At 62.4% G+C, this 13,855-nt stretch carries 14 protein-coding genes; 7 read left to right on the top strand and 7 right to left on the bottom strand.

The window, feature by feature from the left end:
• Positions 1 to 11: 11 nt before the first annotated feature.
• From LD110_RS06795 to idi, 3 genes are read left to right on the top strand one after another with little or no spacing between them, the layout of a single operon-like run.
• Complete coding sequence (locus tag LD110_RS06795; RefSeq protein WP_225497548.1) at positions 12 to 926, top strand: amino acid ABC transporter permease; 915 nt, start codon at positions 12 to 14, stop codon at positions 924 to 926.
• The gene (locus LD110_RS06790) at positions 923 to 1,684 is read left to right on the top strand and encodes an amino acid ABC transporter ATP-binding protein (protein WP_308012414.1); all 762 of its coding nucleotides are present in this window, start codon (positions 923 to 925) and stop codon (positions 1,682 to 1,684) included. The genes LD110_RS06795 and LD110_RS06790 overlap by 4 nt, the downstream gene beginning before the upstream one ends.
• The gene (gene idi / locus LD110_RS06785; protein ID WP_225497546.1) at positions 1,681 to 2,208 is read left to right on the top strand and encodes an isopentenyl-diphosphate Delta-isomerase; all 528 of its coding nucleotides are present in this window, start codon (positions 1,681 to 1,683) and stop codon (positions 2,206 to 2,208) included. Before LD110_RS06790 ends, idi begins: the two co-directional genes overlap by 4 nt.
• A gap of 117 nt (positions 2,209 to 2,325) precedes the next feature.
• On the opposite strand, the gene LD110_RS06780 is transcribed toward idi, so the two are convergent.
• The 5 genes from LD110_RS06780 to LD110_RS06760 form a co-directional block, all read right to left on the bottom strand.
• The gene (locus LD110_RS06780; RefSeq protein ID WP_225497544.1) at positions 2,326 to 3,039 is read right to left on the bottom strand and encodes a hypothetical protein; all 714 of its coding nucleotides are present in this window, start codon (positions 3,037 to 3,039) and stop codon (positions 2,326 to 2,328) included.
• 347 nt (positions 3,040 to 3,386) lie between these two features.
• A complete protein-coding gene (locus tag LD110_RS06775; RefSeq protein ID WP_225497541.1) occupies positions 3,387 to 4,415 on the bottom strand; it encodes a zinc-binding dehydrogenase in 1,029 nt (342 codons plus the stop codon).
• Positions 4,416 to 4,511: 96 nt separating this feature from the next.
• Positions 4,512 to 5,048 (bottom strand): helix-turn-helix domain-containing protein, encoded by a 537-nt coding sequence (locus LD110_RS06770; protein WP_225497539.1) that lies wholly within the window; start codon positions 5,046 to 5,048, stop codon positions 4,512 to 4,514.
• A gap of 69 nt (positions 5,049 to 5,117) precedes the next feature.
• Entirely contained in the window at positions 5,118 to 6,644 is a 1,527-nt protein-coding gene (locus LD110_RS06765; protein ID WP_225497537.1) for a sodium:solute symporter, read from the bottom strand.
• 2 nt (positions 6,645 to 6,646) lie between these two features.
• On the bottom strand, positions 6,647 to 6,913 hold the full coding sequence (locus LD110_RS06760; protein WP_225497535.1) for a DUF3311 domain-containing protein: 267 nt from the start codon (positions 6,911 to 6,913) through the stop codon (positions 6,647 to 6,649).
• A gap of 156 nt (positions 6,914 to 7,069) precedes the next feature.
• Here LD110_RS06760 and LD110_RS06755 point away from each other — a divergent pair, with 156 nt between their 5' ends.
• From LD110_RS06755 to trpA, 4 genes are all read left to right on the top strand, one after another.
• Positions 7,070 to 8,353, top strand: a complete 1,284-nt coding sequence (locus LD110_RS06755; protein WP_225497533.1) for an amidohydrolase family protein — start codon at positions 7,070 to 7,072, stop codon at positions 8,351 to 8,353.
• A gap of 41 nt (positions 8,354 to 8,394) precedes the next feature.
• Positions 8,395 to 9,540, top strand: a complete 1,146-nt coding sequence (locus tag LD110_RS06750; RefSeq protein WP_225497531.1) for an aminotransferase class V-fold PLP-dependent enzyme — start codon at positions 8,395 to 8,397, stop codon at positions 9,538 to 9,540.
• A 198-nt stretch (positions 9,541 to 9,738) separates the two neighbouring features.
• On the top strand, positions 9,739 to 11,124 hold the full coding sequence (gene trpB, locus LD110_RS06745; protein WP_225498098.1) for a tryptophan synthase subunit beta: 1,386 nt from the start codon (positions 9,739 to 9,741) through the stop codon (positions 11,122 to 11,124).
• Entirely contained in the window at positions 11,121 to 11,963 is an 843-nt protein-coding gene (gene trpA / locus LD110_RS06740) for a tryptophan synthase subunit alpha (protein WP_225497522.1), read from the top strand. Before trpB ends, trpA begins: the two co-directional genes overlap by 4 nt.
• Here trpA and LD110_RS06735 read toward each other — a convergent pair.
• On the bottom strand, positions 11,960 to 12,802 hold the full coding sequence (locus LD110_RS06735) for an alpha/beta fold hydrolase (protein WP_225497519.1): 843 nt from the start codon (positions 12,800 to 12,802) through the stop codon (positions 11,960 to 11,962). The two genes, trpA and LD110_RS06735, sit on opposite strands and share 4 nt — an antisense overlap.
• Positions 12,803 to 12,923: 121 nt before the next feature.
• On the bottom strand, positions 12,924 to 13,808 hold the full coding sequence (locus LD110_RS06730) for a LysR family transcriptional regulator (protein ID WP_225497517.1): 885 nt from the start codon (positions 13,806 to 13,808) through the stop codon (positions 12,924 to 12,926).
• Positions 13,809 to 13,855 lie beyond the last annotated feature (47 nt).

Below are 13,855 nucleotides of genomic sequence, written 5' to 3'. Positions count from 1 at the left end.
TGGCACCGCAAATGAAACCGGGCAATATCGCTGCCCTTCCGGAGACCAGGCGCGTTGTTGCGCTCCGACACCCAGGGCGGTGGGCGTCCGCAGTCGTCGTCATTGGGTTCCTGTTGTGGTTCGCGAATGTGCTCGTCACCACGGAAGCCTTTGAGTGGGATGTGGTGAGCAGCTACCTCTTTAACCCGCTGGTGCTCAACGGCGTGCTGCAGACACTCGAGATGACCGCCATCGTGCTCGTGATCGGCATGGTTGCGGGGACGATTATCGCGATCATGCGGCTTTCGCCCAATGTCGTGCTGCACTCGGTGGCCCACTTCTACCAATGGTTCTTCCGTGGAACACCGCCGCTCGTGCAGCTAATTTTCTGGTTCAATCTGGCGTCTGTGTTCCCTAGATTCGAACTGACGCTCTTCGATCACACGTTCTTCAGTATCTCGACCAACACCATCATGACGCCGTTCGTCTCCGCCCTGCTGGGCCTGGGATTGCCCCTGTCGGCGTATTACTCAGAAATTGTTCGCGCCGGCATCCTTGCCGTCGATGAAGGCCAATGGGAAGCTGCCTCTGCCTATGCCCTTACACCCTTCCAGACGCTGCGCCACATCGTCTTGCCTCAGGCGATGCGCGTCATCATCCCTCCCACCGGAAACGAAGCCATCGGCACGCTGAAGTTCACTTCATTGGCCACCATCGTCTCCTTTACGGAGCTGCTCCATACGGTCAGCACCATCTACAACACGAACTTCCAGACGATTCCGTTGCTCATCGTTGCCGCACTCTGGTACCTCTTCCTGACCAGCGTGCTGAGCATTGGGCAGTACTTCCTGGAGCAGCGCTTCGCTAAGGGAAGCAAACGCGCAGTGAAACAGCCCCTCATTTCCAAGTTCTGGTCCAACGTCCTAGGGCAGGTGAAGACGGCATGACTGTCATGGTGTCTGCAGATAGAATCCGCAAAAGTTACGGCCGGCTCCCCGTGCTCAATGGCGTGTCACTTGAGATCAAGGCGGGTGAAGTCTGCTGCCTGCTGGGACCGTCAGGAGCAGGGAAAAGCACGTTTCTGCGCTGCGTCAACCACCTCGAAAGCGTCGATGGCGGTCAACTCATTGTCGACGGCGAGATCATCGGTTACCGGGAAAGGGCCGGGAAGCTGTTCGAAATGCGCGGTCAGGATATCGCGAGGCAACGCGCATCAATCGGGATGGTCTTCCAGCATTTCAACCTGTATCCCCACATGACAGCCGAACAGAACGTGAGCTTGGCGCAGGTAGCCGTACACAAGAAAGGCAAAGCTGAGGCTCGGTTCCGAAGCCGGGAACTCTTGGAACGGGTGGGACTGGGCAGCAAGGCCGGCAAGTACCCGCGACAACTGTCTGGAGGCGAACAACAGCGTGTGGCCATTGCCAGAGCCCTCGCCATATCACCGAAGCTGATCCTGTTCGATGAGCCGACGAGTGCCCTGGACCCGGAACTGGTGGGCGAGGTCCTGGAAACCATTCGGGCTGTGGCAGCGGAGGGAATCACCATGATGGTGGTGACCCACGAAATTGGATTCGCGCGTGAGGTGGCAGACCGTGTCGTCTTTATGGACGGCGGCGTTGTCGTGGAGCAAGGGCCACCCAGCCAGGTGCTCGATGCGCCCGCCCACCCACGGACGCGGGCGTTCCTCGAAAGGGTGTTGTGAGTTGGAATGACCCGGTCGTCGTGTTGAACGACGCGAACGAGGTGATCGGAACGTGCCCCAAACCCGACGCACACAGGGACGGCATCCGCCACTTGGCCTTCTCATGTTACGCGTTTGACGCGAACGGACGGTTGCTCCTGACGCGGCGTGCATGGACAAAGGAGACCTTTCCAGGCGTCATCACCAATACGTGCTGCGGGCATCCGCTGCCCGGTGAAACGCTCGTTGATGCCGTCAACCGCCGGATGCATGACGAACTCAATCTCAAGGTCACCGAACTGCGGCTGGCTTTGCCGTCCTTTGAGTACGCCGCCCGGAGCAATGAATACGTCGAAAAGGAATTCTGCCCCGTCTTCGTCTGCAGGGTGGACGATGACCCCGTCCCCAACCCCGATGAAGTTGATGAGGCGTGGTGGATGCCTTGGGATGACGTAGTTTTCCTTGCCGATGTCGAATCCAGTCCTCTCTCGCCGTGGGCGAGGCTTCAGGTGCCCCTGCTGTCGGGGGCGCATGTTCGGATCTAGTGTCAGGGGCACGAGCACTTTGAGGTCATCGCGGCTTCCGTTGCCTATAGGCGGACGCGACGGCCTTGGCATGCTTTCTGTGCCGAAGGTGCGCGGCCCACGGGCTGAATTGTCGGCTTAGCGCCGTGCAGTCACGTGAAGTCCCTGGTCCGAGCGGTCTTTCGCCTGCAGACCCGGGGCAGGGGTTTCTTCACTCTTTGCCGACGTGGCTGAACGCGAGCGGAGGAGGGCAGGGCCCATGGGGACACGGTAGCCGATCATGGATCCCAGGATCGATGCCGTGAGGACCATTCCGAGGATCCCGACGACGAACAGCAGCCATGCCGCAACTGTCAGCCCAACAGCCGGCAGGAACCCGACGATGCTGAAGCCGAGCGTCAGCAGGGCCAGGGCTGCAAGTACGTACACAGCCGCATCGACAAGGTTGCTCCTCAACATTGCGGGGGTGCAGGCGAGCAGGAACGCGCCGACCAGGATCCAGCAGATGCCACCGACCTGGGGTGAGAAGGGCAGGCCGAGCACCGCGCTGATTGTCGAACCGACATTAAGCACGCCACCGACTCCGCCGAAGAAAGCCGCGAAGACCATGAAGACATTACCGTCAAAGTCGTCGCCGCGCTTGAACAGCATCACTGATCCCGCGAGGTAGCTGCCATATACAGCGAATTGGACCACTCCGATGGCAAGACTGCCGCCCGGTCCCAGATAACCAAGGATGTTGGCCCAGAAGAGGAACGATAGCGTGCTGAAAATGAACGCCATAGAAACACCCGGGTGGCTGGGGCGTTGGACGTGGACGATAGTGGCTTTGTTTTCATGATCGTTGGTCATGTGATCCCTCCTGGACGGTGAACTGAATTGTTGGGCAGACCTGATGAATCTGCCGGGTTCGAAGACACAGAGCTGGGCCGGACGGAAAATCCAGGTTCAGATTTTCGACCCGGAGTACCAGGTGACGGTGATGACGGTCTTTGGGAAGCGACCGATCTTCCGGATGACAGAAGCCGCCCGGCAAGGTGATGTCACCTTGCCGGGCGGTTCCGCAAGCCAGCTGCACCGGACGGGTACAGCTGGCTGGCGGCGAGCCCCGCATCGACTTGGACTACGACCCAGGTGCAGCGAATGGTTGGACAGCCCTGCCCCGGCGTCTCCTCCCGTCGTGGGGGCCGCGCCGCGGATCAGGGGCGGACGAGCACTTTCAGGGCTTCGCGTGCGTCCATGGCGCGGTATCCTTCGGCCATCTCGTCCAGATTGATCGTGCGGTCGAAGACCAGGCCTGGATTCACGGTGCCGTCGAGGATTGCGGGCATGAGCCGTTTAACGTAGCTCGCGACATGGGCAACGCCGCCGGTAAGGGTGATGTTGCGGTCGAACAGGCTTGCGTTGCCCACTGGAACCTGCTCGTACTGGGGTACTCCGACCCGGGATATTGTTCCGTCGCTGCGGACGGCGCCGATCGCCTGCTCTGAGGCGGGCATGTGTCCGACGGCCTCAAGCACGATTTCCGTGCCGAGACCCCCGGTGAGCTCACGCACCCTGGAGACGCCCTCGGCGCCGCGTTCGGTGATGATGTCCGTCGCACCGAATGTTCGCCCGAGTTCTGTGCGCGCGGCGTGGCGGCCCATGAGGATGATCTGCTCGGCACCGAGCTGCTTGGCGGAGAGCACGGCGAGCAGCCCAACAGCCCCGTCACCGATAACCGTGACGCGGCTGCCGTAAGTCACCCCGCCCTTGAGCGCCGCATGGAATCCGGTTCCGTACACGTCTGAGAGGGTGAGCAGGGACGGCAGCAGTTCGGAGTCTTCGCCGACCGGAAGCTGGAAGAGACTCGTGTCGGCCAGCGGGATGCGCACCAGCTCGCCCTGGCCGCCGTTGAAGCGGGACCAATACCCTCCGTTTACGCACGACGTCGAGCGGCCTGCACGGCAGAAGGGGCATGTGCCGTCCTGATAGGTAAAGGGCGCCAGAACCAAGTCACCCCTTTTGAGGAGGCGTACGTCGGCTCCAGTCTCTTCGACCGCGCCGATGACCTCGTGGCCCATCCGCTTGGGCTCGCCATTGGCCCACGAGCGGTAGGAATGCAAGTCGCCGCCGCAGACGCAGCTCAGGACAACGCGGACTATGGCGTCGGTCGGCTGCTCTATGACGGGGTCGGCGGCTTCTTCGACGCGGACATCACCGGGCCCATAGATGAGGGTTGCACGCATGCTGCAGCTGCCTTTCAAAGTTAAAGGACGTTGGTGGCGCCTGATTCACAACATCAAAATGCCAATGGTGCTGTCTTGCCTTCGGTGTCGCCGCGGTTAGTTGGACGGCGGCGTCACGGAGACGATGAATCTTGCCTTGTAGGGGTGTGGGTTGAGGAATCTGTGGGGGAGGGCGGAGTCGAAGTGACAGCTGTCCCCCGTGCCAAGGAAGTACGGCCTGCCGTCGATTTCGACGACGAGGGAACCGTCGAGCACTACAAGGCACTCCTCCGAAATATGGGAGCGGGGGGACTCTGACGACGCCGCGCCCGGCTCGAGCGTCGCCTCGAGCACTTCGACTTTCCCGCCCGAGCGGGAAAGCTGCGAGTATGTCACGTGCATGTTAGGTGAAGACACCAGGCGACGTTGGTCGTGGCGTATCACGGTGGCCGGTTCAGGACCCTCGCCGCGAAAGAGGTCGAAGAGCGGAACCTGCAATGCTTCCGCCAGGCGCCTGAGGGACTCCAGGCTTGGATCGCTGAGGCCCCTTTCAACCTGGCTGAGCATGGCGACAGACAGTCCTGCGAGTTCGGCCACTTGGCCAAGGGTCAGGCCGCGAATGCGCCTGAGCTCGCGGATCCGTGATGGCAACAAGGCTGGAATACCTCCTGACGCAAGGTCCGGGCGGCCGTGTGGCAGCCCGGACCTTCCTACGAGATCGGATCAGAGAGACTTCGCGGACTGTAGGCTAGCCGCGGCTTCCGCGTCTGCATCAACTCCGGCTGTCGAGATCTCGGGCATCCCCACCGCAATGGCACCGACCGGTGGCCGTTTGGTGAGGAGGCTGACGACGATTGCGAGCAGGAGGTTAATCACCAGCGCGGGCAAACCAACCACGGTGCCTGCCGGGAACGCGGTCAGTACCGCTGAGCCCAGTGCAGGGACAAGCACAATCGCGCCTCCCGCGACGGCCCCAACAGTCAGGCCGACCGCCGTCGTTCGCCGCCACAGGAACGACAGGAACAGAGCGGGAGCCAGTTGCCCGACGGCGCTGTAGACCCCCGTCATGATGCTCAGCAGGGCCTCGCTGTTGAAGGCGGTAATCAGCACGCCCAGCAGGGTGAATACAATGACGCTGACCCGCGTCGCTCCAAGTGAGCGCTTCAGGCTCGGCTTGATTTCACCAAGGACGTTCGAGGTAAACATGCTGCTGGCCGTAATCATGATGACGGCAGTTGGCACGAGAGCCACGATCACGCCGCATCCTGCCAGCAGGCCAACGACCCACTCCGGGTAGTTGCTGGCCACGAAAATCAGCAGGGAGCCGTTTGCCTGCTTGGCGGGCAGGTTGGGCAGCGCCAGGATGGCAGCCAGGGCGATGACGGCGATGAGCACGTAGAAGAGCGAGTAGAGCGGCTGGATGATCTGGTTCTTACGGACAGCGGCAGAGTTTCGCGCGGTGTAGGCGACCTGGAACGCGTGGGGCAGAGCGAATGCTCCCAAGGGGGTCAGCAGCAGGAAGCTCATCCACCACCACTCGTTCATCGACGCGTGGCCGCCGATTCCAGGCAGGGTTCCCGCATCCGGATGCATGTTCCTGACTTCGTCGAAGATCCCCGCAACGCTGTCAACGCCGGCAGCATGCGCAGCCCCTACCGCGACGATGAGGAGCATCAGCACCAGAAGGATGTCTTTGACAACAGCGACGAAAGCTGCGCTGCGCATGCCGCCGATGAAGACGAACACGACTACCAAAAATCCGCCGGCAAAAACATACGCCATGGACGGGATGGCTGTCCCGAAGAGCGTCTCAAGGATGAGGGACAGCCCGGTGAGCTGAACGCGCGTGTACAGCAGGAGGGCAATGATGCCGAAAACGGTAATCAAACCGCCAAACCAGCGGGCGTTGAAGCGCGCGCTGAAGAAATCGCCCATCGTCGTCAGTCCGTTGACTTTCCCTGCCCGCTGGATCCGCGGTACCAGGAAGTAACCCACCGGTGCAGCCAAAGCCACTGTTCCTAGGACGAAGAAGCCCGGAGCGCCGCCGCTGAAAATGGCCTGCGAGGACCCCAGCAGCGCAGATGCTGTAAATGTCTCGCCAGCAAGGAGGAACCAGAAGAGCCACGTGCCAAAGCGGCGGCCCCCAACTGACCATTCCTGGACATCCACCTTCGTTCCGCGGGACGCCAAAAAGGCGCCTCCCGCGACGGAGCCGACGACAAGAATGACGCCAATGATTGCCACGACCATGGTCAGATCCTCTCCAGGTCGCCGTTACGGCGATCCACAAAATAGACGGCGCTAATGCAGCCGCTGGTGACGATCACGCCAATGATCATCCAGACAAGAAGGAACGGGACGTTCCCAAAGACGTATCCGACGCGGTTCACGGCCGGGATCGCAGCGATGCACCAGAGGTACGGGATAACAAGAAGCCACCAATGCCTTCTCGGCCTAGGGCGTACTGAGGGCCCGGCTTGGATTGAAGATTGGGGACGGGGTTCATCACTGTGAGTCACAGTGTCTCCTTTTGAATAACAGCGTGCCCTCCGCGTATCGCACCCCAATGTTCCTGCGTCGGGGGAGGGTCGCAAACTGAAACCAATGCTGTTATTCTAGTCACACTTCAATTTTTCGTCCAGAGTGAATTCTGGATATCCCTTCAGGAGGTCATCATGCTCACCATCATCCGGGCCCACCGGCTTCTGACGAGCAGCTCCGCGGACATCATCTCGGACGGCGCCGTCGCCGTCGATGGCGAACGCATCGTCGCAGCAGGACCATGGAACGACGTCAGTGAGCTCGCCCGCGGGCAGGCTGACGTTGTGGAACTGGGAGACGTGACGCTCATGCCCGGGCTCTTTGACTGCCACGTCCACCTGTCGTTCGATCCGGCATCCGGGACGACGACGACGGCGGTCACCATCCCCGATGACGAGGCGCTCGAGCTCATGCGCTCGAACGCGGCGAAGCTCCTGGATGCCGGAGTGACGACGGCGCGGGACTTGGGCGCTCCCGGCACCCTGGGTACGCAGATCAAGGCCGAAATCGCCGCAGGGGAGACCGCCGGTCCCTCACTGCAGGTCACGAACGCCCCCATCACCGTTCCCGGAGGGCACGCTTTCGCCATGGGCGGCGTGGCTGAAGGGGTGGAAGATGTTCGTGAGGCTGTCCGGCGGCGGGCAGCCGAAGGCGCTGACCTCGTCAAGGTGATGACGACCGGCGGTTTCATGACGGCGGGATCGCGGCCATGGCAGACGCGTTACTCCCTCGAGGAACTGCGCGCCATCGTGGACCAGGCGCATGAACTCGGCATGCTGACCACTACCCATGTCCTGGGTGTGGAAGGTATCGGCCGTGCAGTCGAGGCCGGCTTCGATGCCATTGAGCACTGTGGCTGGGTCACTGAATCCGGGACGAAGTTCAACCGGGAGATCGCCCGGAAGATAGTGGACCGCGGCGTCGTGGTCAGCCCTGCCATGAACACCGCTTGCATGGCCGACAGCTACTTCTGCCCGTGGGACGAACACGACGCGGTAGTAGGTAACCTTCGGGCCCTGCACGATATGGGGGCACGGATCATTGCCGGAACCGACGCAGGCATCGGCCTGGTGCATTTCGCGCGTTTCGCCGACGGGCTCTCGGTCTTCGCCGACGCAGGAATGGGCCCCCGGGAGATCATCGCTAGCGCCACCGACGTTGCGGCAGAAGCCTGCGGCCTCGGTGAGGTGACAGGCAAGCTTGTGCCGGGCCTGCGCGCCGACGTGATCGCTGTCGACGGCAACCCCACAGAGGACTGGGAAGCGCTCAGGCGGCCAACATTCGTCATGGCTGCCGGCCGCCGGCACGAACTTCGACCCATCCCGCCGCGCGAGATTGACCCGGACATGGCCCAGAAGATTCACGACACCCTCACCCAAGGGGCCGGCCGTCCGGTCGCCCATGGTCACAGCCACTGACTCCCCTTGTGGAGTGTTCCGTTGAAATTTGGAGTATCCCTATGACCCGAATCACCCCCGAAGCCTTCCGTGCCCAGTTCCCTGGCCTGGAGCGGGGCATCCACCTGGCCAGCTGCAGCCAGGGAGCCTTCTCCCGCGAACTCGCCGGGGAGCTGCTCGACTTCCAGAGCAGCATCATGGAGCGTGGAGCCCCCTGGGACCTATGGATGGAGAAAGTCGAAGAAGCGCGAATCCGCTTCGCCGCCTTCATCGGCGCTTCCCCGCAGGAGATCGCGGTTGTGCCGTGCGCGTCCGCCGGGGCATACCAAATTGCGTCCACGCAGAACTACGGCAACGGCCGCGATCGAATCATTACCAGCGAACTCGAGTTCCCTTCCGTGGCCAACGTCTGGGTGGCCCAGGAAGGTCGGGGGGCCCGGATTGCATTCGCCGCGGAGCGTGGGGGGACGGTTTCCGCTGAGGATTATGCCGCCCTCATTGACGAACGGGCCAAGCTCGTCTCGGTTCCTTTGATCACCTACCGAAACGGGTCACGCCTGCCCGTGGCCGAGGTGATTGAGCTGGCCCGATCCCACGGCGCAAAGACGTTCGTGGACGCCTATCAAGGCGCCGGAGTTGAACCGATCAACGTGCGCGAACTCGGATGCGACTACCTGGTAACGGGCTCGCTGAAGTACATGCTGGGCGTGGCCGGGGTGGCATTCCTTTACGTCCGCGGAGGTCTTACCGACGAAGTTTCCCCCCAGCTGACAGGTTGGTTTGGGCGGCGCGATCCGTTTGCCTTCGACCCGCGGACTGTGGACTTCCCGGAAACGGCCCGGCGTTTCGAATCCGGGACCTATGCCGTGCCGGCGGTATATGCCGCCATCGCCGGAATGAAAATGCTTGCACAGCTAGACCCGACCGACGTCGAGCGGCACGTGGCAGGTCTCACCGCACACCTGACTGAAGAACTCACCGCAGCAGGGATGCAGCTGGACTCGCCGCTGGACGCGGCCAGGCGAGGACCACAGGTTGCCCTTATCGATGAGAGCCCCAATGATCTCGCCGCCTTCCTGGAATCGAAGCGAATCGTGACCAGTCCCCGCGGCCGGGCCGTCCGCATCGCCTTCCACTACTACAACGTGAGCGACGACATCGTGACGCTCCTCAAGGCGCTGGATGAATGGCGCTTCCTCCAGTCATAGGAGCAACCGTGTCAGGGGCCCCCTCGTTGCATTCATCCGGCCAGTCACCATGGCGAACCTGACCAAAACGGGGAACAACCAACAACTGCTGTGCCTCGGCGTGCCACAAGCCCGCCAAGGAACGGCCAAACCCCAGGCCGGCCCGAAATCCGGGCCGGCCAACACTGGCATTAACCTACAAAAGGACGGTGAGAAATGATGGCCGAGAACGCGCCAGATCCACGAGCCCCAGGCATTCACCCAACAAATGCGGACAGCAACATAAGCCAGGCTGACGCATTTTTGACGGACAGCCTTCGCAAGGCGCCTGGCCCATATTTCGGCTCCTACGGCGGCCGCTGGATGCCCGAATCCCTCATCGCGACCCTGGACGAGGTTGAGGACACGTTCCGGGCGGCGAAGCAGGATCCGGAGTTCATCGCGCAGGTCGCTGAGCTCAACCGTAACTACACCGGTCGCCCGTCACTGCTGACCGAAGCCAAGCGCTTCTCCCGGCATGCGGGCGGCGTCCGCATCTTTCTGAAGCGCGAAGACCTGAACCACACAGGATCACACAAGATCAACAATGTGCTCGGCCAGGCCCTCCTGGCCAAGCGCATGGGCAAGACCCGCATCATTGCCGAAACCGGCGCCGGCCAGCACGGGGTCGCCAGCGCGACAGCGGCCGCGCTGTTGGGCCTCGAATGCGTCGTGTACATGGGTGCCGAGGACTGTCGCAGACAGTCGCTGAATGTGGCCCGCATGCAGTTGCTCGGCGCGACGGTCATTCCGGTGACTAACGGCTCCCAGACGCTCAAAGATGCCATCAACGAGGCACTGCGGGACTGGGTGGCGAATGTGCGCACGACCCACTATTTGCTGGGCACGGCAGCCGGGGCGCACCCCTTCCCTGCCATGGTCCGCTACTTCCATGAAGTGATCGGAGACGAGGCCCGCGAGCAAATCCTCGCCCAAACCGGTCGCCTGCCCGATGCCGTCTGCGCGTGCATGGGCGGCGGTTCGAACGCGATTGGCTTCTTCCACGGCTTCCTCGACGATCCGACGGTCCGCCTCTACGGCTTCGAAGCGGGCGGCGAGGGCATCGAAACCGGCAGCCATGCGGCGACCATCACGCTCGGCCGCCCTGGCGTCCTGCACGGTGCCCGCACCTACGTCATGCAGGACGAGGACGGACAGACGATCGAGTCCCGCTCGATCTCGGCGGGTCTCGATTACCCCGGCATAGGCCCAGAGCACTCGTACCTTCATGACATCGGCCGTGCGATGTACGAGCCCATTACCGACGGTGAGGCCATGAGTGCTTTCGCGCTCCTGTGCCGCACCGAGGGCATCATCCCCGCCATCGAGTCCGCCCACGCACTCGCCGGTGCAATCAAGGTCGGGCACCGGCTTGCGGACCTTGGCGGGGATCCCGCCGAGCGAATCGTAATCGTGAACCTGTCAGGGCGCGGCGACAAAGACGTCCAGACAGCGGCCGAATGGTTCGGCATGCTCGACGACAGGGGCCAGATCAAGGGCACGACGCTGTCTACGAGACGGCCAAACAGCCACGACGCCGGTGCCATGGAAGAGGGGAAGGCATGAGTGAAACGCAATCGCCTGTGACCGGCGGGGACGGCGCAGCACAAACTGTGAGCAGGGTCGCGGCTGCGATCGACCGGGCCAAGGCCGACGGCCGCGCCGCCCTCGTGGGGTACCTTCCGGCAGGCTACCCAACCATGGAGACGAGCGTCGAGGCCGCCATTGAGCTCGCCCGGAACGGAGCGGACATCATCGAAATCGGCATCCCGTACTCCGATCCAGTCATGGACGGGAGCACCATTCAGGCCGCCACGGCGGAAGCCTTGGCCAATGGCTTCCACGTGGCGGACGTATTCGACGTCGTCAAAGCCGTTACAGAGGCGACGGAAGCAGTCGTGCTGGTCATGACGTACTGGAACCCGGTGATGCGCATGGGCGTCGATGAGTTCGCCCGGCGCCTCGCCGAGGCCGGCGGGGTGGGCCTCATCACGCCCGACCTCATCCCGGACGAGGCAGCTGAATGGCTTGAGGCCTCAGATAAATACGGCCTCGACCGCGTCTTCCTCGTCGCGCCGTCCACCTCCCCGGCACGAATGGCGATGACGGTCGCCGCGACGCGCGGGTTCACTTACGCGGTTTCTCTCATGGGAGTCACCGGTGCCCGACAGACGGTCGACGAGAGCGCCCGGCGCGTCGTCACCGGCGCCCGGGATGCGGGCGCCGAATGCGTGTGTGTCGGCCTGGGAGTGTCCAACGCCGAACATGTCCGGGAGATCGCTGCCTACGCCGACGGTGTGATCGTGGGGACGGCCATCGTGTCCGCTCTCCGCCAAGGCGGCCCCACCGCCGTCGGACGCCTCGCCGCCCAGCTCAGGGGAGGCCTCGCGCCGCTGGCTGGCTAGGCAGAGACCGTGCGCGCAGTGTTTTCGAGGAGGAAGGCTTCCAGTACCTCGTTGAAGACATCCGGGTATTCCATCATGGTGAACCGGCGGGCCCCCGGGATCCATTCCTGCCTAAAGTTTGGGAGGTCTGCAAGAAGCTCGGGCCTGTCGGGCGACGGGTCCTCCGTTCCACAAATGCCAAGGATGGGAGAGGTGATCCGTCGAAGCTCTTCGCGGAGGAAGGGAATCGAGGTGTAGTACTCCCCGGCCTGTACGTAATGCTCGGCTGCATGCCCTGCGAAGATCTCGACCAGCCGTCGTCTTACCTCAGGCTTGTCGGGCGGGAGGATCGGGAGGACGGTCCGGTAGTTCTCCTCAATGAAGTCCTCGAGCCCGTCCCTTCCATGCTCCAGGAGCACGTCGCGGAACTTCAGGTGAAGGTCCGCGAAGGAAAGTTGGTGTGTCTTCCGGCGTTCCTCCAGGAGGGGAAAGCCATCCAGCTCGTACCACGATGACAAAACCAATGCTTTCACGCGTTCAGGGTGCCGTAGCGCGAACCATACTGCGATGGGAGTGCTCATCGCGACGGCGACGATTGTGGCGCGGTCGATCTCCAGCGCGTCGAAGAGTTTGCGCAAATCGCCGATTTGGTTCCACACCGAATAGCCGTAGGCAGGAACTTCGCTCTGGCCGTGTCCACGGCGGTCGTAGGCGATGCACCGGTATCTTTCGCTGAAATGCCCAAGCTGCTTGTCGAACAAGCGGGTGCTGTGTGATTCGCCGTGGAGGAAGACAATGGGTTCCCCTGAGCCGACACTCTCGTAGTGGAGGTTGCAGGAATTTGCATGAATGACTGGCATCTTGGCTCCTCAGTCGCCGTTGACCTGGTGCGGCAGTCCGCATGCTGAAAACGCTATCAACCGGCGATCCATTGAAATAGCTGATATTTTCAATGGCAGCCATAGGTGAAATTTATGCAGGCTAGGGTTGCTTCTCGAGGACCACGTCGAGGAAGTGCCCTGGCGGACCAATGAGGGGGTGTGCATCGCGACGGTGCAGGGCGACGATAACGCGCCGTACAGCATCCGCGTCGGGCAGTCGGCGGATGACGAAACGTCCGGAATCGATCTCTTCCTGCTCGAGGGCGATTCGAGGCAGGAAGGCCACGCCCAGGCCGCTTTCGACCATCTTCTTGGCGGCATCGATGCTGTCGAGGGTGAGGACCGCGGCCGGGGGAATTCCGGCCTCGTGCAGCAGGTTTGAGAGGAGCTGCTCGAAGTCCGACTCGGAGAACATTATCAGTTGCGCCGACGCGATTTCGCGCAGGGAGACGACGTCGCCATCGCTCACTGGGTGGCTGGGAACATGTACGCAGACGATCTCGTCCTCATGGATCCGGATTGACTCGAGATCCGGATGTTCCACATCACAGGCGAAGCCCAGCTGCACCTCTTCACGGAGCACCAGATCGACTATCTCATCGGGATGAGCAGTGCGCACGTTAACGGGCACGTTTGGGAAAGCATCCCGGAAGCGCTTGAGCATCGGCGGCAGGACCGCCGTCAGAAGCCCCGGCACCGTCGCGATCGTCAGAACTCCGGCGTCGCCGGACGTGAGCTGACTGACCAGCTTGCGCCCTTCGTCGATGGCCTGGATGGCTCGCTGGGCGTACGGGAGGAAGGCCTTGCCTGCTTCTGACAGCCGCACCCCTCTGGAGGTTCGGATCAGAAGCGGGGCGCCGAGTTCCTGTTCGAGGGATTGGAGCCGGGCGGTGAGCGCCGGCTGGGAGAGGAATGATTTCTCGGCTGCACGGGAAATGCTCTTCTCCCGCACCGTCGCGAGAAATCCTTCTAGCTGCGTGAACATCACCATGCGATCATATCTTTGGCTATCGGCGACGTCTATGGATTCCC

Source organism: Arthrobacter sp. M4 (assembly GCF_020251205.1).
Taxonomy (GTDB): domain Bacteria; phylum Actinomycetota; class Actinomycetes; order Actinomycetales; family Micrococcaceae; genus Arthrobacter.
Note: the sequence above shows the minus strand (reverse complement) of the source record. Positions and strands in the feature narration are given on the sequence as shown.